The sequence below is a fragment of the Bradyrhizobium semiaridum genome, assembly GCF_020329505.1.
Lineage (GTDB): Bacteria > Pseudomonadota > Alphaproteobacteria > Rhizobiales > Xanthobacteraceae > Bradyrhizobium > Bradyrhizobium semiaridum.
Map to the genome: position 1 here is coordinate 44,318 of NZ_JAGKJJ010000018.1, position 24,010 is coordinate 68,327.

Annotated in this window: 19 protein-coding genes and 1 tRNA gene; 11 read left to right on the forward strand and 9 right to left on the reverse strand. The window is 64.8% G+C overall.

The genetic code is table 11. The features are described from left to right. Window positions 1-102 precede the first annotated feature (102 nt). Window positions 103-1,374 (forward strand): fumarylacetoacetase, encoded by a 1,272-nt coding sequence (gene fahA, locus J6500_RS20525; RefSeq protein WP_225714506.1) that lies wholly within the window; start codon window positions 103-105, stop codon window positions 1,372-1,374. Between the two features lie 60 nt (window positions 1,375-1,434). On the opposite strand, the gene J6500_RS20530 is transcribed toward fahA, so the two are convergent. After that, the gene (locus J6500_RS20530; RefSeq protein WP_225714507.1) at window positions 1,435-1,746 is read right to left on the reverse strand and encodes a DUF1272 domain-containing protein; all 312 of its coding nucleotides are present in this window, start codon (window positions 1,744-1,746) and stop codon (window positions 1,435-1,437) included. A gap of 86 nt (window positions 1,747-1,832) precedes the next feature. After that, on the reverse strand, window positions 1,833-2,306 hold the full coding sequence (locus J6500_RS20535) for an Lrp/AsnC family transcriptional regulator (protein ID WP_225714508.1): 474 nt from the start codon (window positions 2,304-2,306) through the stop codon (window positions 1,833-1,835). 121 nt (window positions 2,307-2,427) lie between these two features. Here J6500_RS20535 and hppD point away from each other — a divergent pair, with 121 nt between their 5' ends. Further along, on the forward strand, window positions 2,428-3,546 hold the full coding sequence (hppD, locus tag J6500_RS20540) for a 4-hydroxyphenylpyruvate dioxygenase (RefSeq protein ID WP_225714509.1): 1,119 nt from the start codon (window positions 2,428-2,430) through the stop codon (window positions 3,544-3,546). Window positions 3,547-3,638: 92 nt separating this feature from the next. Here the strand turns inward: hppD and J6500_RS20545 are convergent, their stop codons facing one another. From J6500_RS20545 to J6500_RS20560, 4 genes are all read right to left on the reverse strand, one after another. Beyond that, on the reverse strand, window positions 3,639-4,751 hold the full coding sequence (locus J6500_RS20545) for a CaiB/BaiF CoA transferase family protein (RefSeq protein WP_225714510.1): 1,113 nt from the start codon (window positions 4,749-4,751) through the stop codon (window positions 3,639-3,641). Window positions 4,752-4,948: 197 nt separating this feature from the next. After that, window positions 4,949-5,749 (reverse strand): FAD binding domain-containing protein, encoded by an 801-nt coding sequence (locus tag J6500_RS20550; protein WP_225714511.1) that lies wholly within the window; start codon window positions 5,747-5,749, stop codon window positions 4,949-4,951. A gap of 14 nt (window positions 5,750-5,763) precedes the next feature. Continuing rightward, entirely contained in the window at window positions 5,764-8,103 is a 2,340-nt protein-coding gene (locus J6500_RS20555; protein WP_225714512.1) for a xanthine dehydrogenase family protein molybdopterin-binding subunit, read from the reverse strand. An 83-nt stretch (window positions 8,104-8,186) separates the two neighbouring features. Beyond that, window positions 8,187-8,672: a (2Fe-2S)-binding protein gene (locus J6500_RS20560; protein WP_097675807.1), complete on the reverse strand. Its 486-nt coding sequence runs from the start codon at window positions 8,670-8,672 to the stop codon at window positions 8,187-8,189. 417 nt (window positions 8,673-9,089) lie between these two features. On the opposite strand from J6500_RS20560, the gene J6500_RS20565 reads away from it, so the two are divergent. The 4 genes from J6500_RS20565 to J6500_RS20580 all read left to right on the forward strand — a co-directional run bounded on the left by J6500_RS20565 (window position 9,090) and on the right by J6500_RS20580 (window position 13,591). Further along, complete coding sequence (locus J6500_RS20565; RefSeq protein WP_225714513.1) at window positions 9,090-10,805, forward strand: PQQ-dependent dehydrogenase, methanol/ethanol family; 1,716 nt, start codon at window positions 9,090-9,092, stop codon at window positions 10,803-10,805. Between the two features lie 28 nt (window positions 10,806-10,833). Beyond that, window positions 10,834-12,018, forward strand: coding sequence for a c-type cytochrome (locus tag J6500_RS20570; RefSeq protein ID WP_312018230.1), 1,185 nt, complete (start codon window positions 10,834-10,836; stop codon window positions 12,016-12,018). Window positions 12,019-12,054: 36 nt separating this feature from the next. After that, a complete protein-coding gene (locus J6500_RS20575) occupies window positions 12,055-12,735 on the forward strand; it encodes a response regulator (protein WP_225714515.1) in 681 nt (226 codons plus the stop codon). 115 nt (window positions 12,736-12,850) lie between these two features. Further along, complete coding sequence (locus tag J6500_RS20580; RefSeq protein WP_225714516.1) at window positions 12,851-13,591, forward strand: response regulator; 741 nt, start codon at window positions 12,851-12,853, stop codon at window positions 13,589-13,591. Here the strand turns inward: J6500_RS20580 and J6500_RS20585 are convergent. Together J6500_RS20585 and J6500_RS20590 are read right to left on the reverse strand one after the other, a co-directional pair. Then, window positions 13,586-14,959, reverse strand: a complete 1,374-nt coding sequence (locus J6500_RS20585) for an ATP-binding response regulator (protein WP_225714517.1) — start codon at window positions 14,957-14,959, stop codon at window positions 13,586-13,588. The two genes, J6500_RS20580 and J6500_RS20585, sit on opposite strands and share 6 nt — an antisense overlap. Beyond that, on the reverse strand, window positions 14,956-16,128 hold the full coding sequence (locus J6500_RS20590) for an FIST N-terminal domain-containing protein (RefSeq protein WP_225714518.1): 1,173 nt from the start codon (window positions 16,126-16,128) through the stop codon (window positions 14,956-14,958). Before J6500_RS20590 ends, J6500_RS20585 begins: the two co-directional genes overlap by 4 nt. A gap of 454 nt (window positions 16,129-16,582) precedes the next feature. Between J6500_RS20590 and J6500_RS20595 the strand changes: the two genes are divergently transcribed. Continuing rightward, window positions 16,583-18,616 carry a methyl-accepting chemotaxis protein gene (locus J6500_RS20595; RefSeq protein ID WP_225714519.1) on the forward strand — a complete coding sequence of 678 codons (2,034 nt, stop codon included), beginning with the start codon at window positions 16,583-16,585 and terminating at the stop codon, window positions 18,614-18,616. A 163-nt stretch (window positions 18,617-18,779) separates the two neighbouring features. On the opposite strand, the gene J6500_RS20600 is transcribed toward J6500_RS20595, so the two are convergent. Beyond that, the gene (locus tag J6500_RS20600; RefSeq protein WP_225714539.1) at window positions 18,780-19,151 is read right to left on the reverse strand and encodes a DUF3175 domain-containing protein; all 372 of its coding nucleotides are present in this window, start codon (window positions 19,149-19,151) and stop codon (window positions 18,780-18,782) included. A gap of 181 nt (window positions 19,152-19,332) precedes the next feature. Between J6500_RS20600 and J6500_RS20605 the strand changes: the two genes are divergently transcribed. From J6500_RS20605 to J6500_RS20620, 4 genes are all read left to right on the forward strand, one after another. Continuing rightward, a complete protein-coding gene (locus J6500_RS20605) occupies window positions 19,333-20,820 on the forward strand; it encodes an MFS transporter (protein WP_225714520.1) in 1,488 nt (495 codons plus the stop codon). A 28-nt stretch (window positions 20,821-20,848) separates the two neighbouring features. Continuing rightward, the gene (gene otsB / locus J6500_RS20610) at window positions 20,849-21,643 is read left to right on the forward strand and encodes a trehalose-phosphatase (RefSeq protein WP_249781587.1); all 795 of its coding nucleotides are present in this window, start codon (window positions 20,849-20,851) and stop codon (window positions 21,641-21,643) included. A 196-nt stretch (window positions 21,644-21,839) separates the two neighbouring features. Then, entirely contained in the window at window positions 21,840-23,291 is a 1,452-nt protein-coding gene (locus J6500_RS20615) for a trehalose-6-phosphate synthase (protein WP_225714521.1), read from the forward strand. A 295-nt stretch (window positions 23,292-23,586) separates the two neighbouring features. Then, window positions 23,587-23,676: transfer RNA gene (locus J6500_RS20620), tRNA-Ser, on the forward strand. The last annotated feature ends 334 nt before the right edge of the window (window positions 23,677-24,010 follow it).

Sequence of the window (24,010 nt, forward strand, 5' to 3'; positions counted from 1 at the left end):
GTCGGTCGTCATCGCCGGGCTTGACCCGGCGATCCATCCCTCTTCGTGAAGATGGATGCCCGGGTCAAGCCCGGGCATGACGACTTTCTGATTGGAGAGATCATGCCCCACCCCAACGACCCCTCGCTCCGCTCCTTCATCGACGTCGTGCCGACTTCGGACTTCCCGATCCAGAACCTGCCCTACGGCGTGTTCTCCTCGAAGGATGGCCTCGCGCCGCGCGTCGGCGTCGCGATCGGCGACTATGTGCTCGATCTCTGGGAGCTCGAGCAGGACTCGCGGCTCGACGTCGGCCCGCTCGGCGTGTTCTCGCAGGGCTCGCTCAACGCCTTCATGGCGCTCGGACCGGAAGTGTGGTCGAAGACGCGGGCGCGGATCAGCGAGCTATTGCGCTCCGATCATCCGGAGCTGCGCGACAACAGGGAATTGCGCGCTCGGGCGCTGGTGCCAATGGCCGATGTCAAGCTGCACATGCCGTTTGCGGTGTCCGGCTACACCGATTTCTATTCGTCGAAGGAGCACGCCACCAATGTCGGCGTCATGTTCCGCGGCAAGGACAATGCGCTGCAGCCGAACTGGCTGCACATGCCGATCGGCTACAACGGCCGCGCCTCGACCGTCGTCGTGTCGGGCACCAAGGTGCGGCGGCCGCGCGGCCAGCTGAAGCCGCCGACATCAGAGGTGCCGAGCTTCGGCCCCTGCAAGCGGCTCGATTTCGAGCTGGAGATGGGCGTCGTGGTCGGGCAGGCCTCGCCGATGGGCGAGATGCTCACCGAGGAGCAGGCCGAACAGATGATCTTCGGCTTCGTCATCCTCAACGACTGGAGCGCCCGCGACATCCAGCAGTGGGAATACGTGCCGCTCGGCCCGTTCCAGGCCAAGGCGTTTGCGACGTCGATCAGCCCGTGGGTGGTGACGCGCGAGGCGCTGGAGCCGTTCCGGCTGCAGGGGCCGGCGCAAGAGCCGCAGCCGCTGGCCTATCTGAAGCAGACGCAGCCGAACAATTACGACGTGCAGCTCGGCGTCGCATTGCGCACCAGTGCGATGAACGAGGCGAAGACGATCTGCAGCACCAATTTCAAATACATGTACTGGTCGTCGGTGCAGCAGCTCGTGCACCACGCCTCCAGCGGCTGCGCGATGAATGTCGGCGATCTGCTCGGCAGCGGCACGATCTCCGGTCCGGAAAAGCATCAGCGCGGCAGCCTGCTCGAAATCAGCTGGAACGGCGCCGAGCCGGTCGAGCTCGCGGCCGGCGTGACGCGCTCGTTCCTCGAAGACGGCGATTCGCTGCTGATGCGCGGCTGGTGCCAGGGCGACGGCTATCGCGTCGGCTTCGGTGAGGTCGAAGGCACGATCGTCGCGGCGGGTTGATGCGTCATTGCAAGGCGGAAGCATGGATTGCTTCGCTTCGCTCGCAATGTCGGGGAGAGGTCACCGCTCTTCCGGCCTGATGTCCCGCAGCCGCGCCGTATGCGCCGCGCAGTCCTCGACGCTGTATTTGAGATGCACCCGCTTATCGGATGGCGGCTGATTCAGCGTGCAGACGCCCGGCCGCCACGCCTTGGCGGGGCGGATCGGCCGCGGCGCGAAGCCGCCGCCGCAGTTCGGGCAGACATTGCCGAGCTTGGTCTCGGCGCAATCCGCGCAGAACGTGCATTCATAGGAGCAGATCCGCGCATCGGTCGCGCTCGGCGGCAGGTCCTTGTCGCAATATTCGCAGTTCGGTCGCAGCTGCAGCGCCATGGGTCGTCTCTCTTCCCGGTCTTCACACAATCATCGCAAATCGTCAGGCGAAAGCGAATGTCGCATTTCCCTCGATTTGCGCCACGCTAGCCCAATGCCTTGAGCGGCAGTTTGGTGCTCTCCTTCAGCCGGTCGAGCACGATCGAGGAGCGCACATGGGCGACGCTCTGGTGCGGCATCAGCACGTTGTTGACGATGTCGGACAGGCTCTTGAGGTCGCGCAGGATCACCTTGAGGACATAGTCGGCATCGCCGGTCAGCGCGTAGGCTTCCTGGATGTCGTCGATGCGGTTGACCAGCTCGCGAAATCGTTTGGCGTTATCTGGCGAATGGGTCGCCAGAGTGATGTGGATGAAGGCGATCAGGCCGAAGCCGAGCGCCTCGCCGGCAAGGTCGGCGTGGTACCCGGAAATCACCTTCTCCTCTTCCAGCCGCATCCGCCGCCGCGAGCATTGCGAGGCGGACAGGCCGACCAGGTCGGCGAGCTGCTGGTTGGTCAGCCGGCCGTCGTCCTGCAGGGCGGCAAGCATTTTGAGGTCGAAGGTGTCGACTTCAGCCATGCGCAGAATCTCGGTTTGATGCACATATCGTGCACGATACTGCCGAATAGCGAATCATTTTGCACGCACTTTGCGCGGTAAATGGCGGAAAATCACCGCAATTCATCAGGGAGATTCCGCCATGGGTCCGTTTCCGCACGACTCGCCGCCAGCCACGATCAGCGCCGACAACCCGATGGGCACCGACGGCTTCGAGTTCGTCGAATACGCCCACTCCCATCCTGAAGAGCTGCACGCTCTGTTCAGGCTGATGGGCTTTGCCCCGGTCGCCCGCCACAGGACCAAGAAGATCACGGTCTATCGCCAGGGCGACATCAACTACCTCGTCAACGAGGAGCCGGGCAGCCACGGTTTCGAATTCGTCGCCGCGCACGGACCCTGTGCGCCGTCGATGGCGTTCCGCGTGGTCGACGCCAAGCGGGCGTATGAGCGCGCAATCTCGCTCGGCGCCGAGCCGGCAGACGTCTCGTCCGCGCAGAAGACGCTGGATGTGCCCGCGATCAAGGGTATCGGTGGCAGCCTGCTCTATCTCGTCGACCGCTACGGCGGCAAGGGTTCGGCCTATGATGCCGAGTTCGAATGGCTCGGCGCGGTGAACCCGCGCCCCGCCGGCACCGGCCTCTATTACATCGACCACCTCACCCACAACGTCCATCGTGGCCGCATGGACGTGTGGACCGGCTTCTACGCAAAGCTGTTCAACTTCCGCCAAATCCGCTTCTTCGACATCGAGGGCCGCGCGTCGGGCCTGTTCTCGCGCGCGCTGACCAGCCCCGACGGCAAGATCCGGATTCCGATCAACGAGGACGCCGGCGACTCCGGACAGATCGAGGAATATCTCAATATCTATCGCGGCGAAGGCATCCAGCACATCGCCTGCGGCGCGCGCGACATCCATGCGACGGTGGAGGCGCTGCGCGAGGCCGGCCTGCCGTTCATGCCGTCACCGCCCGACACCTATTTCGAGCGGATCGACACCCGCCTGCCGAAGCACGGCGAAGACGTCGCGCGGTTGCAGCGCAACGGCATCCTGATCGACGGCGAGGGCGTGGTCGACGGCGGCCAGACCAAGGTGCTGCTGCAAATCTTCTCGGCGAATGCGATCGGGCCGATCTTCTTCGAATTCATCCAGCGCAAGGGCGACGACGGCTTCGGCGAGGGCAACTTCAAGGCGCTGTTCGAATCGATCGAGGAAGACCAGATCCGCCGCGGCGTGCTGAAGGTGGATCACGCGGCGTAGCGACCTTGTAGGAGAATGCGCTCGCGCAAGACTCCCGGTCGTCGTCCCGGCCTGGTGCGCAATTGCGCACGGCGGCCGGGACGACATCGAGGTTATCTCGCCGCCTTCCACGCCGCGGTCACATCGGCGATATCGGCGAGCTCCGGCTCGCGGATCGCCGACGGCGTGCGCGAGAAGCGCGGCGCGGGCGCCGGCTGGGTGACGCCGTGGCGCTCGACGAACACCCCGCGCGCCGCCATGTGCGGATGCTTCGGCGCTTCCTCCATGGTCAGGATCGGCGCGAAGCAGATGTCGGTGCCTTCCATGATCTCGCACCAGTCGGCGCGCGATTTCGTCTTGAACACCTTCGTCAGCTTTTCCTTGAGTGCCGGCCAGGCCTTGCGGTCCATCTGCGCGTCGAAATCGGCGTCGGTGAGGTCGGCATGCTTGCGCAGCAGCGCGTAGAACTGCGGTTCGATCGATCCGATCGAGATGAAATTGCCGCAGGAGCATTCGTAGACGCCATAGAAATGCGCGCCGCCGTCGAGGAAGTTCTGGTCGCGGCCGCCGCTCCAGCGGCCCTGCGCGGCCATGTCGTAGAACATCGACATCAGCGACGCCGCGCCGTCGCACATCGCCGTGTCGACCACCTGGCCCTTGCCGGATTTCTGCGCCTCGAGCAGCGCAGCGAGCACGCCAACCACCAGATAGAGCGCGCCGCCGCCGAAATCGCCGACCAGGTTGAGCGGCGGCACCGGCTTCTCCTTGGGTCCGATCGCGGCGAGCGCACCCGTGATCGAGATGTAGTTGATGTCATGGCCGGCGGCATTGGCCAGCGGGCCTTCCTGGCCCCAACCGGTCATCCGGCCGTAGACCAGTTTTGGATTGCGCGCGAGCACGACATCCGGACCGAGGCCGAGCCGTTCCATCACGCCGGGGCGGAAACCCTCGATCAATGCGTCTGCATGGCCGAGCAGCTCGAGCACCTCGGCGACCGCGGTCTTGTTCTTGAGGTCGAGCTCGATCACCTTGCGGCCGCGGGTTGCCACCGCCTTCAGATTCTTGCCGGCGCCGACGCGGTCGAGGGTGATGACCTCGGCGCCCATGTCGGCCAGCAGCATGCAGGCGAACGGGCCGGGACCGATGCCGGCGAATTCGACGATGCGGAAGCCGGCGAGGGGGCCCGAGGCGCGGACGGCGGATTGGGGAGCGGGCTTGTCGAGCACGTTGTTGTTCCGTTTGGTGCGGGGGATTTGATGGCGTTTCCGACCGTCCGTCAGACGGTATTCTTAATTAGCTGATTAGCTAAATTGTCTCGCCGAATGGGCGAGGTGGCAAGCGGCTTTTGCCGGTAAAATGCGAACGGCGCGCATCGCTGCGCGCCGTTCCAGACTTGCGTTTAGGCGCTATCGCCCGGTCGGCGCTAGCTCGCGGCAGCCACCGCGCGCTGGCCCATCACCTTGACCAGATTGGCGCGATAGTCCGCCGAGCCGTGGATGTCGGCGAGCAGGCCGCTTGCCGAGATCGTGACGCTGTCGAGCGCGCTTGGCGACCAGTTCGCCTTCAGCGCCTGCTCGATCGCCGGCACCCGCATCACGCCGCTCTGCGAGGCGCCGGTGGCGGCGACGCGGATGTCGCCGGACTTGGTCTGGGCGACGAACACGCCGGTCAGCGCGAAGCGCGAGGCCGGATGCCGCATCTTGGCGTAGCCGGCCTTCGCCGGCACCGGGAACGCGACTTGCGTGATGATCTCGCCGTCTTCGAGCGCTGTCGAGAACAGGCCCTTGAAGAAATCCTCCGCCGAGATCGACCGCTTGTTGGTCTTCACCGTCGCGCCGAGCGCCAGCACCGCCGCCGGATAGTCCGCCGCCGGGTCGTTGTTGGCGAGCGAGCCACCGATCGTGCCGCGATAGCGCACGGCAGGATCGCCGATCATCGAGGCCAGATGGGCCAGCGCCGGGATCGCCTTCCGCACCGCGTCGCTCTGCGACACGTCGTAATGCGGCGTCGCCGCCTTGATCGTCACGGTGTCGCCCGACACCTCGATTCCGATCAGTTCCTGGAGCTTGGAGAGGTCGATCACGTCGGAGGGCGAGGCGAGGCGCTGTTTCATCACCGGAAGCAGGGTCTGCCCGCCGGCGAGAAACTTCGATTCGCTGCCCTTGGCGAAGGTGGCCGCGGCGTCCGCGACCGAGGAAGCGCGATGATAATTGGTCTCGTACATGGCTCTCCCTCCTTTTAACCGTGAATGGCGTGCCAGACGCGATCGGGCGTCGCCGGCATTTCCAGCTTGTTGTTGCCGATCGCGTCCGTGATCGCGTTGATCACGGCCGCCGAAGCGCCGATCGCGCCGGCCTCGCCGCAGCCCTTGACGCCGAGCGGATTGCCCGGACACAGCGTCGTGGTGTGGGAGAGCTTGAACGACGGCAGATCGTCGGCGCGCGGCATGGTGTAGTCCATGAACGACGCGGTCACGAGCTGACCGGTACCGTCATAGACCGCGCCTTCGAGCAGCGCCTGCCCGATGCCCTGGGCAAGCCCGCCATGGACCTGGCCCTCGACGATCATCGGGTTGATCAGCCGGCCGAAATCGTCGGCTGCGACGAAGTTGATGAAGGAGGTCTTGCCGGTGCCCGGATCGACCTCGAGCTCGCAGATATAGGCGCCGGCCGGGAAGGTGAAGTTGGTCGGATCGTAGAACGCCGTCTCCTTCAATCCGGGCTCCATGCCGTCAGGCAGATTGTGTGCAGTGTAGGCCGCGAGCGCGACCATCGGCAGCGCGATCGATTTGTCGGTGCCGGTGACCTTGAACTCGCCGTTCTCGATCACGATGTCGCTCTCGGATGCCTCGAGGGCGTGCGCCGCGATCTTCTTGGCCTTGGCCTCGACCTTCTCCATCGCCTTCACGATCGCCGTGCCGCCGACCGCGAGCGAGCGCGAGCCGTAGGTGCCCATGCCGAACTGCACCTTGTCGGTGTCGCCATGGACGATCGAGACCTGGCTGATCGGCACGCCGAGACGATCGGCGATGATCTGGCAGAACGTCGTCTCGTGACCCTGGCCGTGGCTGTGCGATCCCGTCAGCACTTCGATGGTGCCGACCGGGTTGACGCGGATCTCCGCCGACTCCCACAGGCCGACGCCGGCCCCTAAACTGCCGACCGCCTTCGAGGGCGCGATGCCGCAGGCCTCGATGTAGCAGGAGATGCCGATGCCGCGCAGCTTGCCGTCGGCCTTGGCCTTGGCCTTGCGCGCGGGGAAGCCGGCATAATCGATCGCCTTCATCGCGGCGTCGATCGAGGCGTGGAAGTCGCCGATGTCATAGGCCATGATGACGGGCGTCTGATACGGGAACTGGGTGATGAAGTTCTTCTTGCGCAGCTCGGCCGGATCGACCTTCAACTGCCGCGCAGCGGTCTCCATCATCCGTTCGATCAGATAGCTCGCCTCGGGGCGGCCGGCGCCGCGATAGGCGTCGACCGGCGTGGTGTTGGTGTAGACGCCGATCACCTCGGCATAGATCGCCGGGATCACGTACTGGCCGGACAGCAGCGTCGCGTAGAGATAGGTCGGCACCGCCGAGGAGAACAGCGACATATAGGCGCCGAAATTGGCGTGGGTCTTCACCCTGAGGCCAAGGATCTTGTTATCCTTGTCGAACGCCATCTCCGCCTTCGAGACATGGTCGCGGCCATGCGCGTCGGTGAGGAAGGCCTCGGAGCGGTCCCCGGTCCACTTCACCGGGCGGTTGACCTTCTTCGACGCCCACAGCGCCACCATCTCTTCCGGATAGATGTAGATCTTGGAGCCGAAGCCGCCGCCGACATCGGGGGCGATCACACGCAGCTTGTGCTCGGGCGCGATGTTGTAGAACGCCGACAGCACGAGGCGGGCGACGTGCGGGTTTTGCGAGGTCGTGTAGAGCGTGTAGTGCTCCTCGGCCTGGTCGTAATGCGCGACCGCCGCGCGCGGCTCCATCGCGTTCGGCACGAGGCGGTTATTGGTGAGCTCAAGCGTCACCACATTGGCCGCCTTACTGAAGGCATCCTTGACCGCGGCCTCGTCGCCGAGATGCCAGTCATAGACGATGTTGCCGGGAGCCTCGGGGTGCAGCTGTGGTGCGCCCGACGCGATCGCGGCCTTGATGTCCGGCACCGCCGGCAGCTCTTCGTAATTGACCACCACGGCCTCGGCGGCATCCCGGGCCTGGTTCTTGGTCTCGGCGATCACGACCGCGACCGCCTGTCCGACGAAGCGCACGGTCTCCGGCGCCATCGCCGGCCATGCGCCCATCTTCATCGGCGAGCCGTCCTTCGAGGTGATCGCCCAGCCGCAGATCAGGTTGCCGACCTTGTCGTCGACGATCTGCTGCCCGGTCAGCACCGCGATCACGCCGGGCATCTTCATGGCCTCGGCTGAGTCGATGCCCTTGACCCTGGCATGCGCATGCGGGCTGCGGATGAAATGGGCGTAGCTCATGCCCACCATCTTGACGTCGTCGACGTATTTTCCCTGCCCGGTGATGAACCGGCGGTCTTCCTTGCGCACGACCCGTGCGCCAATTCCTTCAACACCCATTGTCTGATCCTCCCGACCGGAGATTTCGAATGCCGCCGTTTCCTTCGAGACCGGCGGTGATGAGCTTGATCGTGCGTGGCGCGCTATTCGGCGGCCTGCGCCACCTTCATGCGGCCGGCGGCATCCAGCACCGCCTTGACGATGTTGTGGTAGCCGGTGCAGCGGCAGATATTGCCTTCGAGCTCGTGACGGACGGTCTCCTCGTCGAGCTTGCCACCATGGCGGTGCACGATGTCGACCGCGGACATGATCATGCCGGGGGTGCAATAGCCGCACTGCAGGCCGTGATTGTCCCGGAAGGCGGCCTGCATCGGATGCAGTTCGTCGCCCTTGGCGAGGCCTTCGATCGTGGTGACGTTAGAGCCAGCGGCCTGGCCGGCCAGCATGGTGCAGGATTTGACCGCGCGTCCATCGACATGGACGACACAGGCGCCGCACTGGCTGGTATCGCAGCCGACATGGGTGCCGGTCAGATTCAGGTTTTCGCGCAACAGGTGCACGAGGAGGGTCCGGTCCTCAACGTCGACCGAGACCGCCCTGCCGTTTACCGTCAGTTTGACTGTAGACACGCGTTCCTCCCAAGTCTTGGCTCTCAAATTATTGGCCCACTACAGCACGCTTCATTTGCCACGTAACCGCGATCAAAGTCGTAGTCGCGGACTTGTCATGAAGGCGCGCCGGGCTTGCATCTTCGATCCTAGCAGCCGGCCATTGAATGGGCAATTTGCAAGCTGACGCAAGGCCGGTGCAGCGCGGCGAAATAGCATCTGCATGCACGGTGGTGCCCGCAATCGCACGCGCGTTCGCTGTGCGGGAATCGGCCGGCGCGGCCGCTACTACCTTCCGCCTATAACGAGCAAAAAGCGTTGCTGTCATTTTTGTCGTCGATGCAGCGACGGAAGATCTCTGGTTCACGAATTGGGTAGAGAGCCGCGCGCGCGATGCATGCATCGCGGCAACGAAACCATTTTGTTTGGAGGAAACAGATGAAGCTGAGAAGCGGGATTTTCTTTGCCGGCGTGTCGCTGGCGGCCATGCTGATGGTGGGCATCGGGGCGTCGAGGGCCAACGATTCCGTCGCCAAGGCGGTATCCGATCCGAACGGATGGGCGATTGCCGGCCATGACTACGGCAACACACGCTTCAGCGGCCTGAAGCAGATCAATGCCGAGAATGTCGGCAAGCTGCAGCTGGTATACTCGATGTCGCTGGCCTCGTTGCGCTCCAACGAAGCCTCGCCGGTCGTGATCGGCAAGACGCTCTACGTCTCAACCTCCTGGGGACCGAAATACGTCTATGCGATCGACGCCGCCACCGGCGCCCGCAAATGGACCTGGCAGCCGGATATCCCCGATGACGTGCTTCAATATGCCTGCTGCGACGTCAACAGCCGCGGCGTGTCCTACGCCGACGGCAAGATCTTCGTCGGCCGGCTCGACGGCAAGCTGACCGCGCTCGATGCCGAAACCGGCAAGGAGCTGTGGACCTCGACCGTCGTCGACTACAAGCAGGGCTCGGTGATCACCTCGCCGCCGCTGATCGTCCGCGACAAGGTCATCACCGGCTTCGGCGGCGGCGAATACGGTGTCCGCGGCGCGTTGCAGGCGTACTCCCTCAAGGATGGCAAGCTGCTCTGGCAGACCTACACGGTGCCGGCGCCCGGTGAGCCCGGCAGCGACACCTGGAAGGGCGACACCGGCCTGCATGGCGGCGGCGCTGCCTGGCTGGTCGGCTCCTACGACGCCAAGACCGACACGGTGTATTGGGGCACCAGCAACCCGGGGCCGTGGAATACCGCGGTGCGCTCCACCGGCGACGGCAATTTCGGCAAGCTGACCAATCTCTACACGGCCTCGACGCTGGCGATCGATCCCAACAACGGCAAGATCAAGTGGCACATCCAGGGCACGCCGGCCGACGCCTGGGACTATGACGGCGTCAATGAGCTGCTGCTCGCCGACCTCAAGATCAAGGGGGCGGACACACCTGTCCTGATGAAGGCCGACCGTAACGGCTTCTTCTTCGTCGCCAACCGCGAGACCGGCAAGATGATCTCGGCCGAGAAGTATGTCTTCACTAACTGGGCCAAGAAGTGGGACATCAACACGATGCGCGCCGACGAGGATCCGGACAAGCGCCCGGGCCCCGGCCATCCCGCCAAGGACATCTGCCCGAACCTGATCGGTGGCAAGAACTGGCAGCCGATGTCGTTCAACCCGCAGACCGGCCTCGTCTACATCCCGACCAACAATGTTTGCATGGACTGGTCGGTCAGCGACGTGAACTACAAGCGCGGGGTGTTCTATCTCGGCGCCGAATTCCCGACCAAGGAAGGTCCGGGCGGCTTCCTCGGCGAGCTCGTGGCCTGGGATCCGATCGCCAACAAGAAGGTGTGGAGCATCAAGGAAGACCTGCCCTTCAACGGCGGCACGCTGACGACCGGCGGCAACCTGGTGTTCTCCGGCAATCTGCACGGCGACTTCCGCGCCATCGACGCCAGGAGCGGCAAGGTGCTGTGGAGCAAGAACCTCGGCAGCGGCATCGGCGCGGGCCCGGTGACCTATTCGGTCGACGGCAAGCAGTATGTCGCGATCGTCGTCGGACGCACCGCGGCGCTGCCGGCCTTCCTCGGCGACATCGGCAAGAAGATGGTCGCCGCGGCGCCCGAAGGCGGCTCGCTGTTCGTGTTCGCCCTGCAGTAACGATCACTGAACGGAGGCAGCATTGGCCGTGACCTGCATCGCCCGAAACGACGTGCGCATCCCCTCGCGCCACATGCCGTTGGACCATGTGATCCGAGCCGTGCTGCTCTCCACTTTGCTGATGGCGCCGGCCCTTGCGGCCGGCGCCGAGGAGGCGAGACCGCTGCGGCTCTGCGCCGACCCGACCAATTTGCCGTTCTCGAGCGACGATCCGGCGCGGCCGGGCCTCTATCTCGAGATCGGCCAGGCGGTAGGCGCGAAGCTCGGCCGCACCGTGAGCACCAACTGGTACAAATCCTATTTCGGCAAGCGCACGGTACGTGAGACGCTGCTGAGCAAGCAGTGCGACGCCATGGTCGGCCTGCCGCTGGCCGACGATTTCATGGGACCAGCGGTGATCTTCTCCAGGCCGATTGCCCATGAAGGTTACGCACTGGTCGGCGCGAAGAACCGCAAGCTTTTCGGCATCGATGATCTGAAGGGATTGCGCGTCGCCGTGCAGTACCAGTCGACGCCGCAGAACCTGTTGGCGTCGCGCGACGAGATCAGCAAGGTCACGGTGCTCAGCCCGGACGAGGGCATGGCGGCGCTGGACCAGGGCAAGGTCGACGTCGCCTTCATCTGGGCGCCGGTGGCGGGCTGGCTCAACAAGACCGCCTATGGCGACAAGTATCAAGTTGTGCCGACCGAAGGCGACGGGCTGCTCTGGCCGACGGCAATCGGCTTCGCCAAAAGCTCGGGCACGCTGCGCGACGAGGTCGACGCGGTGCTGCCGTCGCTGCAGGCGGATATCGCCGCGCTGTTCGCCAAATATGGCGTGCCGAACGGAACCCCGGTGAAGTTCGGTCAGGCCGATCGGGCGACGACGTCGTCCGTTGGCGCAAAGGAACCCGTCACGGTCGGGCAGGCGGCGGCCGAGAAGCCGGTGCAGACTGCCGCCGTGGCCGGAGATATCAAGGCGGGGCGCGAGATATTCAACGGCACCTGCGCGCATTGCCATGGGCCGGACGCGGTGCAGGCCGAACGCAAGATCGACCTCAGGCTGCTGAAGAAGCGCTATGCCGACGAGATGGAACAGACCTACTGGAAGACGGTTCATGACGGCCGTCCGGCCAAGGGCATGCCGGCCTGGAAGGACGTTTTCAGCGACGATGAGCTCAAAAACGTATATGCCTATTTGCAGACCGTGCAGGAGGCCGGCGGGTCGAACTAGCCGCAAGGCTTCTGCAACATCGGCGCGAGGCCGCTCATGATGGGCTTCCTGATCATCGACGATCATCCCCTGTTCGGGGAGGCGCTCGGCAATGCCATCCGGATCTCGCATCCGGATGCGCGCGTCTTCGAGGCGACCTCGATCAAGGGCGCGCTCGGCATCCTCGCCACCGAGCCGAACATCGATCTGGCGCTGCTCGACCTGCTGCTGCCCGATGTCGTCGGCTTCTCCGGGTTCCAGAAGCTGCGTGACCGCTATCCCCGGCTGCCGATCGCCATCGTGTCGAGCGAGGAGGACAAGCATACGATCCGCGAGGCGCTGGAAATGGGCGCGGTCGGTTATCTGCCGAAATCGACCTCGCTCGGCGAGCTGTCGCAGGCGATCGCGCGGGTGCTGAGCGGCTCGGTGTCGGCGCCGCGTGATTTCGTCGCGGTCGGCGCGCTCGAGCAGTCGGAGACGGCGCGCACGCTGCGCGAACGGGTGCAGAAGCTGACACCGCAGCAGATCCGGGTCCTGCATCTGATCACGCGCGGCCTGCAAAACCGCGAGATCGCGGCCGAGCTGAAGCTGGCGGAGTCCACGGTGAAGGCGCATGTCACCGAGATCCTGCGCAAGCTGAAGCTGTTCAGCCGCAACAAGGCGATCATCGAGCTCAGCAAGATTCCGCTTCCCGTTCCCGAAGCCTGCTCGGATGCGAAGGCAGATAAAGCATCCTAGATTGCTGCATTGCAAGGCGAGCACGGCAGACTTCGCCTGTAGGCTGCACCCGAGCTTTGGGATAACGTCGTCCCGCAATGGCTGTCATGAGCGATCGGGAGAGGACTGCACAGCGTTGACCACGACCGCGCCCCTGGCGGACCAGCCGCCGGTCAGCAAGCAGGGTGCCCCTCGGCTGCTCATCGTCGAGGATCACCCGCTGTTTCGCGCTGCTTTGGTCGGCGTGATCGGTGCCGAATTTCCCGATGCCGAGGTAATGCAGGCGACGTCGATCGACGCGGCGCTCGACATCATCGTCGCGCGCGATAATCCCGATCTGATCCTGCTCGACCTCTCGATGCCCGGAACCAGCGGCCTGCTCGGCGCTTACCGGGTGCGCGCCGCGGCGCCGCGCAGCGCGCTCGTCATCGTGTCGGCGCATGACGATTCGCGGATCGTCGGCAGCGCGATCGCGCTCGGCATCTCCGGCTATATCCCGAAGTCGACCCCGAAGGCGGAGCTGGCGCAGCTATTGCGCGGCATCCTCGACGGCGAAGTCAGCCTGCCCAAGCGCTTCCGCGATGCGGCTGCCGCCAAAAAGGGACAGGCCGATACCAAGGATCTGCTGCGGCATCTCGGCCAGATGACCTCGCAACAGCTGCGCGTGCTCGACATGATCTGCCGCGGGCTGCAGAACAAGCACATCGCCTACGAGCTCGATATCTCGGTGACGACCGTGAAGGTGCATGTCTCCGAAATCCTGCGCAAGCTCGACGTGCGCAGCCGGACCGAGGCCATCATCGCGCTGTCGAAGCTCGACTTCGGCAAGCAGGACCACGCCGCGGTGACGCCGGCAGCGCGCGAGAGCGGGTCATAACCGTGTCGCCGGCTGCTCGGAGGCGAGCAGGAACGACAGCAGCGAGCGCATCTCGGCCGGCTTGATCGGCTTCTTCAGCAATTCGTGGCCGAACGCAGCGACGTCCGAGGCGGCCTTGGCGGAATAGTCGGCGGTAACGATGATCGCCGGGACCGACGTCTTGATGGCGCCGCGGATCACGTCGACGGCCTCGATCCCGGTCTCGCCATTGTCGAGGTGAAGATCGGCGATGATCGCATCAGGGATTCCATCCAGGGCGCGGATGCGCTCCAGCGCCTCGGTCTTGGAGATCGTCACGGCAACATCGCAGCCCCATTTCTCCAGCAGGCTGGCAAGTCCCTCGGCGCTCGACAGATCGTTCTCGATCAAGAGAATCTTCGCCCCCTCCATGCCGCCATAGCGATGATCGACGCTGGCCTGCTCGCGGGCAGGGATCGCGACGGGCTCGGCGGAGCGCGGAACGGTGACCGAGAACACCGAGCCCTTGCCCGGGCGCGACGTCAGGCGGATGTCGTGGCCCAGCACGTCGGCAAACCGGCGCACGATCGACAGGCCGAGCCCGATGCCGGCGGTGTCGCCGGCGCTGGCCTCGCCGCGCTGAAACTCGACGAAGATGGCTTCGCGCTGGGCTTCGGGGATGCCGGGGCCGGTGTCGTGCACCTCGATGCAGACATCGTCACCACTGGCGCGGCATCCCATCAGCACGCTGCCGCGCTGGGTGTAGCGCAGTGCATTGGCCAGCAGGTTCTGCAGGATCCGCCGCAGCATCAGCGGGTCCGACTGCACCGCGACGGACGACGGCACGATGGTCAGCGCGAGGTTGCGTTTGGCCGCGACCGGGCGGAACTCCTGCTGCAGGGCCTCGAACAGCGCGGCGATCGCCACCGGGCCGAATTCCGGCTTCAGCACGCCGGCATCGAGCTTGGAGATGTCGAGCAGCGTGCGCAGCATGTCCTCCAGCGTCGCCAGCGAGCGGTCGATCTGGTCGGTCAGCGCCACGCCCTTCGGCTCGCTCACCATCTCGGTCAGCGCCGACAGCGTCAGCCGTGCCGCGTTCAGCGGCTGCAGCAGATCGTGGGTGACGGAAACCAGCACCGACGACTTCAGCGAACTCGCCGCCTCGGCCTGCTGCTTGGCCTGCAGCAGACGGCCGTTGGTCTTCTCCAGCGACTGCAGCACCTGCTTGAGCTGCTGGGTGCGGTCGCGCACCTGCTGATCCAGCGCGATCGCGGTCTCGAACAGCGAGAACGCGTTGAGCTGCTGGTCGGTCGAGCGCTCGACCCGCGACATCAGCGCCGCGTTGATCTTGCGCAGCTTCTCGGCCTCGCGCTCGAGCGTTGCGACCCGGCTGGTTCCCGTATCCGTCATTTTAGCGCAGCGGCCCGCTTACCGATAGCGACGCCGGTCAGCGTCTGGTTGACATGCATGGACCGATATTGCTCGCCATAGGTCTGGAAGCCAATCACATTGTTGCGGCGATACAGTTCCGACATCTCGCGCGACAGCTGGTGCTGCTCGACATCGAGCCGCCGCAGCACGCATTCGAAGCCGATGAAGGCCGCGACCTCGCCGAGGTCTTCGGTGATCTCCTTGAGCATCTCACTGGTGGCGTCGACCGGATTTCGCTCGCGCGCCACCGTCAGAACCATGCCCTCGTCGATGGCGCAGAAGAATTGCAGCGAGCCGTCCGGGTTGGTGCGCTGGATCGAGCGGGCGTAGTAGGCGCCGCCGACGCGGACCAGCAGCGGATGTGCGGCAAAGGAGAACAATTCGAGCTTGTTGTCGCTCAAACCCACTGCGCGCGAATATTCCAGCGCGGCGGGCTCGGCGTTGATCTCCTTGACGATCCGCCGCTCGGTGTCGGCCTCGGTCACCACCATCTTGGTCGCTGTAGGCTCGAAATGGTCGCATTTGAACAGCCGGAACGGCAGCCGGGTGCGGATCAGGATCACGACGGCGGCGTCGGTATAGGCCTTGCCGCCGTGGAAGACCCAGGATTTCTCGAAGCGCAGCCCGTCGCCGGCCGAGCCGCCGACAATGGGAATGTCGCCCAGCGAGGCATAGATCGCCGACATGATGGTTTCTTCGCGCTGGCACATCCCGTCAATGAACAGCAGCCCGAAGGAATCGTCGGCGGGGTCGCAATGCTCGGTGCGTTGCGCGAACTCCTGCTGCAATTCGGTGCAGATCGAGCGGCCGCGATCGACCCGGAACGTCGCAAGCTCGAACAGCGGGCGCGCCGCGATCACGAAGTCGGCTGCGCTAAAGCCCATCGCGACCACGCTGTCCTCGTCCCAGCCGGCGGGCGCGAGCTCGCCGGCAGTCGAGCAGCCGAAGATCGGGACGTCAGGCATCAGGCGCGACAGCTCGGCGATGAAGATCTGCGGATCGTAGAACGGCGAGACGAACACGGTGACCATCGCGAGCTCGGCCTTGGCCAATTGGCGCGCGATCTCGTCCGCGGCCTCGCGCGGTCCGTCGGTCTTCGCCTGCGCCACGACAATGCTGTCGCCGGCGCTGCCATGCTTCTCCGCCAAAGGCCTCATCCCTGACCCACGTTCGTTGCTCGGAGCGGGCGAATAGCCCGCGCGTGCCGCTGCGGTGTTCAAGCCGCGCGGCGATGGTGGGCCGTTCGGCTCGCCCGAATCTTTGGAGTGGTGGCGGGACGCATCATTGCTCCGGCGCGGTCGCCGGCAGGTCGCTTCGCCGCAAGCGCCGATGGCGGACGCGATGACATGGGACGCCTCCCGATGTGGTTACCTGGCCCGGGCAGGGCCAGGTTTGATTGGTTCTAAACTATCGGGCCGGCAGGGCGCGTCAATCCGGCTGCCTGTCGTGCCCGGTCGACCAAGGTAGTACGGGAGGACGGCGCGGAATTTTTTGCCCATTTACTCGCCTTTATCGATTTCTGCCCTAGTTTCGCGCACCGGGGACTGAGGCGGCGGGGGCTGCCTGATCCCGCATGGTTTTGGAATGAAGACGAGGGGCGGCATGGCGGGGCTCAAGCGATCGCGTTCGATCAAACTCCCAACCCTCCGCTTCCGCGCCAAGATCATGCTCGGCTTTGCCGTGACGCTGGCGCTTTCGGCCGCCACCATGGGCTTTGCCTATTTCGGCTTCGAACGGGTCTCGGCCGGCGTCGCCTCCTACCGCCAGAGCGTCGCGGAAGCCGACCTCGCCCGCAATATCGACCGCGAGCTGATCTCCTACCGTTCGCTGGCCCGCTATTTCGTGGCGACCGGCAAGGAGGAGGACGCCAAGGCGGCGCTCGCCGCCGAAGCCAGCCTGAAGGACGCCATCCTCGCCTCGATGAAGGGCTCTACCAACCCGGCGCGGCGCGAGCAGATCACCAGGCTGGAGCGTGAGTTCCGCGCTTTCACGAAGATCTTTGCCGAGATCGTCAGGATCAAGAACGACAGCGCGCAGACCGCGCAAAACCAGCTCGTCCGCAGCGCGACCTCGATGCGCTACAAGCTCGACGACCTGCCGAGCAACGCCGACGATACCGAGCTGGAGCCGATCCAGTTCGGCGCCAAGAAGGTGGCCGATCAATTGCAGTCGATCACCAGTGCCGTCACCACTTTCGTCGTCAATGGCGACAAGTCGGTTGCGGCGAGCGCACTGGCCCGGCTCAAATTCACCGAAAACCTGCTGAAGGCGATCACGTCGAAGAACGAACGGATCACCCAGTCCGTGAAGGACATCGACGCGCTGCTGTCGGAATACCGCGCGGCGCTCGCCAAGCTGATCGAGAACTCGAAATCGATCGATGAGCTGACGGTCGAGATGACTGAATCCGCGGCCGCCATCAGCCAGGGCGCAGCGGGAATGAAATCCGATCTGGTGGCGGATCAGAAGCGCCTCGAGGACGAATCGCAAGCCACCATCGGCGACACCGAATGGCTGATGCTGCTGCTCGCTGCCGGCAGCCTCGTGCTGGGGCTCGGCTGGGCGTTCCTGCTCGGCAAGGGCATTTCGCGGCCGATCGCGGCGATGTGTGCCGCGATGCGCGAGCTTGCGGCCGGCAATTTCGACGTCGTGCTGCCCGGCCTCGGCCGTCGCGACGAACTCGGCGAGATGGCGGGTGCGGTCGAGGAGTTCAAGGTGCAGGCGATCGCCAAGGCAGAGCGCGATGCCGCGAGCCAGGAGGCGCAGAACAAGGCCAGCGCCGCGGCACGCCGCAGCGAACTGATCCGCTTCGCCGACGAATTCGAAGCGGCCGTCGGCTCGATCGTCTCCAACGTCTCGGCCTCCGCGGCGCAACTCGAATCGGCGGCCGGCACGCTGACGCGGACCGCAGAGACCACGCAGAACCTTTCGAGCCAGGTCGCCGGCGCTTCGGAGGAAGCCTCCAGCAACATGCAGTCGGTGGCGTCAGCGACCGAGGAGCTGTCAGCCTCGGTCGACGAGATCGGCCGCCGCGCCAAGGAATCCAGCCAGATCGCCGACGCCGCTGTGCGTCAGGCCGAGCAGACCGACGCGCGGATCGGCAAGCTGTCGCGCGCCGCGCAGGAGATCGGCGACGTGGTCAAGCTGATCACCGCGATCGCCGAGCAGACCAATCTGCTGGCGCTAAACGCCACGATCGAGGCCGCCCGCGCCGGCGATGCCGGCCGCGGCTTTGCGGTGGTTGCCTCCGAGGTGAAGTCGCTGGCGAGCCAGACCGCCAAGGCGACCGACGAGATTTCCAACCACATCGCCGGCATGCAGTCGGCGACGCAAGAATCGGTCGCGGCGATCAAGGAGATCGGCGGCACCATCGGCCAGATTTCGGGCATCGCGACCAATATCGCGAGCTCGGTCGAGCAGCAGAGCGCCGCGACACAGGAAATCGCCCGCAGCGTGCAGAACGTCGCGGCCGGCACCCAGCAAACCGCCTCCAGCGTCACCCAAGTCAACCGCGGGGCCACCGAAACGGGAGCTGCCTCGGAAGAGGTGCTGAACTCGGCGCGCTCGCTGTCCGTCGAGAGCACGCGGCTGCGCGAGGAGCTCGACCGCTTCATGGCGAACATTAGGGCGGCGTAGGTAGCCAACACTCCGCCGTCGTCCTGGCGAAAGCCAGGACCAACAACCACCACTCGTTGTTTCTGGTATACAGCTCGCCGCGTGCCCGTTCCGGTGGCCGCGGCGTATGGGTCCTGGCTTTCGCCAGGACGACGCAACCAATTGGCATCGCGGGACGACGATCTCAATCCCGGCCGAACTGGTGCTTCAATTCGACCTTGGCGCGTTCCAGCCGCGAGCGCTGCGTCTTGGGCAGCGTCTTGCCGGCGCGATTGATGTAGAAGGTCAGCATCGACAGCGCGGAGCGATAAGCGCCGCTCTTGCGCCGCTTGCTGTGTTCGGCGGACGCTTTCAGCGAGGCCGCGATCTTCTTGGCGCTGGTCTGCTTGAACACGCCGCCTTTGAGGTCGAGCGCATCGCTCTCCTTCGTCACGCGCTGCGACCAGCGTTTCGATGGCGTCTTGCGGGCTCCGCGCTTCCGCCGGGCCGTGCTCGTGGTCCGCGCCGCGGATTTTCGCGCCGTTTTGCGCGTTGTGGTTTTGCGTGCTGCCATCATCATCTCCATCGCATGTGAGCCGAAAACAGCCTGTGGCACGCCCGGTTCCTAAGCTGCACTGCGGGAACCCTCGCGGAGCGGCGGCGTTAACCTGCCGTGGCGGGCATCCGTTTGCCGCAATCCCGGGGGTTAAGGACCTTGGAGCGCTTCGTTCCAGGGTTTTTCTCATTGGCCTGGCGCAATGACTCTGCAACGGACACAGCTCAGCTTGACGACAGCGGACGAGGTGACGCCGGCCGCCCCTGGCGATGACCGCATCATCGAGACCTCGATACCGGCTCGTCTCGACAATCTGACCTGGAGCGGCTTTCACACCCGGGTCGTCTTGGCGCTCGGCATCACCTGGATCCTCGACGGGCTCGAGGTGACGCTGGCCGGCGCATTGTCGGGCGCGCTGAAGGACAGCTCGGTGATGCGCTTCTCCAATGCCGATGTCGGCATCGCCAGCAGCGCCTATCTCGCCGGCGCGGTGCTCGGCGCGCTCGGCTTTGGCTGGCTCACCGACCGCATCGGCCGCAAGAAGCTGTTCTTCATCACGCTCGCGCTCTATCTGTCCGCCACTGCCGCGACCGCGCTGTCGTGGAACGTCGGCAGCTACGCGCTGTTTCGCTTCCTCACCGGCGCCGGCATCGGCGGCGAATACACCGCGATCAATTCGACCATCCAGGAGCTGGTGCCGGCGCGCTATCGCGGCTGGACCGACCTCGTCATCAACGGCAGCTTCTGGCTCGGCGCCGCGATCGGCGCCGCCGGGGCCATCGTCCTGCTCGATCCCGCGGTGCTGGCGCCGGATCACGGCTGGCGCATCGCCTATTTCATCGGTGCCGCGCTCGGCCTCGTCGTGCTGTTCATGCGGATGTGGATCCCGGAAAGTCCGCGCTGGCTGATGATCCACGGCCGTCCCGACCAAGCCCACAAGATCGTCGCCGACATCGAAACTTCCGTGCTCGGTTGTGAGCAGTCGAGCGAGAACTTCGAAAAGATCAAGCTCAGAATGCGCGATCACACGCCACTGCGCGAGGTCGCAGTGACGCTGTTCTCCACCTACCGGCAGCGCTCGCTGGTCGGGCTGACGCTGATGGCGGCGCAGGCATTCTTCTACAATGCGATCTTCTTCACCTTCGCGCTGATCCTGACCGACTTCTTCGGTATCCCTTCGCGCGATGTCGGCTGGTACATCCTGCCGTTCGCCGCCGGCAATTTCCTCGGGCCTCTCTTGCTCGGCCGTCTGTTCGATACGTTCGGCCGCCGCACCATGATCGCGCTGACCTACGGCGTGTCGGGCATGCTGCTGGCGCTGTCGGGCTATTTGTTCTCGATCGGCGTGCTCAGCGCGCAGACCCAGACCATCGCCTGGATGGTGATCTTCTTCTTTGCTTCGCCGGCGGCGAGCGCCGCTTACTTGACCGTCAGCGAGACGTTCCCGCTCGAGGTCCGCGCGCTCGCGATCGCCGCCTTCTATGCGATCGGCACCGGGATCGGCGGCGTGATCGGGCCGGCGTTGTTCGGCGTGCTGATCGACACCGGCTCGCGCAACAGCGTGTTCGCCGGCTATCTGCTGGGGTCGGCGCTGATGCTCGTGGCGGCCGCCGTCGCCTGGCGTTATGCCGTCGCGGCCGAGCGAAAATCGCTCGAATCCGTTGCACGGCCACTGGCATGTGTGGAGTAGACTAATGATCAAGGATGATGTGGCCGAGATGACCATGGATGATGACATCGCCCCCGACGGTGCGATCAACAGCGCACCGGCGCCGGCATCGCTGATACCGCCGTTGAACCAGACCGCGGTGCTGCTCGACATCGACGGCACCTTGCTCGATTTCGCAGCCACGCCGCGCGAGGTCTGGGTGCCGCCGGAGCTCGCAACCACGCTGCGGGAACTGCATGCGCGGACAAATGGTGCGCTGGCGCTGGTCAGCGGGCGTTCGTTGAATGACATCGATCTGATCTTCGCGCCGGACACGTTTCCCGCCATCGGCGGTCACGGCGCCGAGATGCGGCTGCAGCCGGATAGCGAGGCTGTCGCCACCCATTCGCCGCCGCTCGACAAGGAGTTGAAGCGCCGGCTCGCCGCGATCGCCAAGCTGAGCCCCGGCATCCTGCTCGAAGACAAGGGCTACTCGCTGGCGCTGCATTATCGGCTGGCACCGGCGGCGGAGAAGGCGATCTACGAGGCCGTGTCGCTGATCCGCGCCGAGCTACCGAACGCGCCGATCGAGGTGCTGCCGGGCAAGAGCGTCTGCGAGATCAAGCATGCCGGCTTCACCAAGGCCACCGGCGTGCGCGAGTTGATGACGCATGAACCGTTCAAGGGCCGCCGTCCGTTCTTCATCGGTGACGACGTGACCGACGAGACCGTGTTCGCGATCATGTCCGACTACGAAGGTTTCGCATTCTCCGTCGGCCGCCAGGCGATCGGCGTCGCCGGCCATTTCGCCGCGCCGAGCGAGGTGCGCGAATTCCTCGCGCGCCTGCTCGACAAAGGGACGTGAGCCTGTCCTACCGGATCATCGTCTGAATAATTCGTTGGTCGAAAGCGGCGAACTTGCGTCGAAATTGTTCGTCGCAAGTTCCTTCAGGTTCCGTCCGCCTTCACCAGAATTTGGTTTCAATTGGGAGATTGTTTGATCCGGAACCATCTTGATGAATGGTTGTTAATACGCGAGTTGACCAACAGGAGGGGACCTGGTGAACCTCGTCGTCGTATCGAACCGCGTTTCGCGCGGAAAACCCAATGAACCCATGACGGGGGGCCTTGCAGCAGCGTTGCTGCCGGTTGTTGAAAAGACAGGGGCGATCTGGGTAGGTTCCAGCGGACGCGTCCGCGACGGGAACTCGAAGGAACCATTCGCAGAGGTGGAAGCTCTCGGTGCCGGCGCGCTGGCGATGCTCGACCTGCCGGCCGCGCATTACGGCGGCTACTACGAAGGCTTCGCCAATTCCGCATTGTGGCCCGCGTTGCATTCGCGCGCCGATCTGATCCGCGCCACGCATGAGGACTATGCGAGCTATCGTGAGGTCAATGCGTTCATGGCGCGGGCGTTGCTGCGCTTCCGCAAAGCCGATTCCGCGTTCTGGATCCAGGACTATCATTTCCTCGCGCTCGGTGCCGAGCTTCGCGATCTCGGCATCTCGCAGCCGATCGGCTTCTTCCTGCACACGCCGTGGCCGGCGCGCGCCGTGATCTCGGGCGTGCCGCACCACCGTGCGCTGATCGAGGCGATGCTCGCCTATGACCTGATCGGATTCCAGACCGAGGAAGATTGCGAGAACTTCCTCTCTTATGTGAAGAACGATCTCGATCTCGCGGTGCGCGACGGCGTCGTGATCTCGTCGTCCGGCCGCACCCGCGCGGCGGTGTTCCCGATCGGCATCGATCCCGAGAGGTTCGCGCAGCAGGCCACCAAGGCGATGACGCATCCGGACGTGACGCGGCTGCGGCGCAGCCTCAACGGCGAGAAGCTCGCGATCGGCGTCGACCGGCTCGACTATTCCAAGGGCCTCGGCAACCGTATCAAGGCGTTCGACCGGATGTGGACGATCCAGCCGGGCCTGAAGCGCTCGGTGTCGCTGCTGCAGATCGCAACGCCCTCGCGCGGCGCGATCGAGGCGTATGGCCATCTGCAGAGCGAGATCGCCAAGCTCGTCAGCGACGTCAACGGCGCTCACGGCGAAGTGGACTGGACCCCGATCCGCTATCTCAACAAGGGCTTTGGCCAGGGCGTGCTCGCGGGCTTCTATCGCACCGCGCAGGTCGGCGTGGTGACGCCGCTGAAGGACGGCATGAATCTGGTGGCCAAGGAGTACGTCGCCGCGCAGAACCCGGCCGATCCCGGCGTGCTGGTGCTGTCGAAATTCGCCGGCGCCGCCAACGAGCTCGACGCCGCACTGCTGGTCAACCCGCACGACATCGACGGCATGGCGCGGACGATTGCGTCCGCCATCGCGATGCCGCTGGCCGAACGCCGAACGCGCTGGGAGGCGATGATGGCGAAGCTCAACAGCGGCACCATCCAGCAATGGTTCGCCGATTTCATCGAGGCGCTGCAGGACACCCACAGTGTCGGCGACACCGCGCTGCCCGAGCCCCGCACGATGTGGCCGCGCCGCACCGCGGATTTCGCCGCGCGATATCATTGAGCGGGGCGGTGAAGCGGTAGCCTCGTTCTCGATTGAACTGTCAAACAGCTCGAATGGTGTCGTCCCTCCCTCGTGCGTAATTGCGCACGGGAGTAGGGACGACAGCGAGATCGGTTGCGCCGCCGTGCGCCCCGGAATTCTGGGCATCGGACGTAGAAGTTAACGCCAGCGTAACCCGGCTGCGCTCTTCCGGGTCCAAAATCCATCAATTATTTCAATGCATTGTGGAAATTTCGCGCGCGCAGCCCGCGCTCCCTTGCAAAATCCGCTTCGGACCTTCAAGAGAGGGCCTCCCGGAGAGATGGCCGAGTGGCTTAAGGCGCACGCTTGGAAAGCGTGTGTGCGGGAAACCGTACCGTGGGTTCGAATCCCACTCTCTCCGCCATTTGCGCGATGTCGTACGCCAAACTACGATTCGAGGCCCTCAACCGCGACGAACGCAGATCATTGTGAGCATTTTGCGCCACCGCTGTAGGCCTCCGCTTTTCGGGGCTTCCGGAGCGGTAAGACGGCATCGTGGAGGCGGCCGGATACTCTTCGATCGCTCGGCCGTCAGCCTTCGGTCGCAAAACCATGCAGCCGGCGGACACGGCCTTGTCGGCAGTGAAGCCGGCTTTATCCCTGCTCCGGATGTATTGCTTTCTTGTCCGCGCAGTACTTCTCAATAAGGAAGCGGATTCCCTCTTGCGCGGCTTGGTCCGTTACGCAACGTGAGAGCT

What these genes read in the sequence shown, in the direction of transcription:
- J6500_RS20600 (WP_225714539.1), bottom strand. Translation starts at nt 19,151, where the DNA reads ATGATGGCAGCACGCAAAACCACAACGCGCAAAACGGCGCGAAAATCC.
- J6500_RS20565 (WP_225714513.1), top strand. Translation starts at nt 9,090, where the DNA reads ATGAAGCTGAGAAGCGGGATTTTCTTTGCCGGCGTGTCGCTGGCGGCC.
- J6500_RS20550 (WP_225714511.1), bottom strand. Translation starts at nt 5,749, where the DNA reads ATGTACGAGACCAATTATCATCGCGCTTCCTCGGTCGCGGACGCCGCG.
- fahA (WP_225714506.1), top strand. Translation starts at nt 103, where the DNA reads ATGCCCCACCCCAACGACCCCTCGCTCCGCTCCTTCATCGACGTCGTG.
- J6500_RS20585 (WP_225714517.1), bottom strand. Translation starts at nt 14,959, where the DNA reads ATGACGGATACGGGAACCAGCCGGGTCGCAACGCTCGAGCGCGAGGCC.
- J6500_RS20535 (WP_225714508.1), bottom strand. Translation starts at nt 2,306, where the DNA reads ATGGCTGAAGTCGACACCTTCGACCTCAAAATGCTTGCCGCCCTGCAG.
- J6500_RS20575 (WP_225714515.1), top strand. Translation starts at nt 12,055, where the DNA reads ATGATGGGCTTCCTGATCATCGACGATCATCCCCTGTTCGGGGAGGCG.
- J6500_RS20530 (WP_225714507.1), bottom strand. Translation starts at nt 1,746, where the DNA reads ATGGCGCTGCAGCTGCGACCGAACTGCGAATATTGCGACAAGGACCTG.
- J6500_RS20555 (WP_225714512.1), bottom strand. Translation starts at nt 8,103, where the DNA reads ATGGGTGTTGAAGGAATTGGCGCACGGGTCGTGCGCAAGGAAGACCGC.
- hppD (WP_225714509.1), top strand. Translation starts at nt 2,428, where the DNA reads ATGGGTCCGTTTCCGCACGACTCGCCGCCAGCCACGATCAGCGCCGAC.
- otsB (WP_249781587.1), top strand. Translation starts at nt 20,849, where the DNA reads ATGACCATGGATGATGACATCGCCCCCGACGGTGCGATCAACAGCGCA.
- J6500_RS20605 (WP_225714520.1), top strand. Translation starts at nt 19,333, where the DNA reads ATGACTCTGCAACGGACACAGCTCAGCTTGACGACAGCGGACGAGGTG.
- J6500_RS20595 (WP_225714519.1), top strand. Translation starts at nt 16,583, where the DNA reads ATGGCGGGGCTCAAGCGATCGCGTTCGATCAAACTCCCAACCCTCCGC.